We start from the raw sequence: 419 nt of genomic DNA, 5'->3' as shown, positions 1-419 counted from the left end.
TAATAGCTGTGGGGCGAAAATTAAAATAATACGGTGCGCGGCCGAATAGCATACCGCCTAAATAAAGAAATACAGTGAGATGTTTCCTAATCCGTGCATTCTGTTTATTAACGTTGGAATATGTTCACGGGGTTGACGCTTGATTTTACGGAACAGATAAAAACAGGCGCAGGTTAACAATGACAGCGTCAATAAGAACCACAGATGAGAAACCAATTCCCAAACTGTTACATTTATTTTCTGATAGAGAGAAAATTCATCCCAGCCGTTTAATTTATCGGTGAAATATTTCAGCATGAAAAACTGCGGCACCGTGATCAGCGGGATGGAGCTCAACAGCGGGATCGCCACTCGCTCCAGCCTGACCTTCAGCCACTGGTGGCGCTCGTAGCGCTCGTAAAGCATGTAGGAGAAGTAGC

The 419-nt window shown here is 44.6% G+C and carries 1 protein-coding gene; it reads right to left on the bottom strand.

The genetic code is table 11. The features are described 5' to 3' along the window. Nucleotides 1-57: 57 nt before the first annotated feature. The coding region (locus HFC70_RS26475) for an acyltransferase family protein (RefSeq protein ID WP_210259470.1) at nt 58-419 on the bottom strand (362 nt) is incomplete at its 5' end.

The sequence above is a fragment of the Agrobacterium sp. a22-2 genome (genome assembly GCF_012276985.1).
Taxonomy (GTDB): domain Bacteria; phylum Pseudomonadota; class Alphaproteobacteria; order Rhizobiales; family Rhizobiaceae; genus Allorhizobium.
The sequence above is the reverse complement of the archived record's forward strand: the minus strand, read 5'-3'. Positions and strand labels throughout refer to the sequence as shown.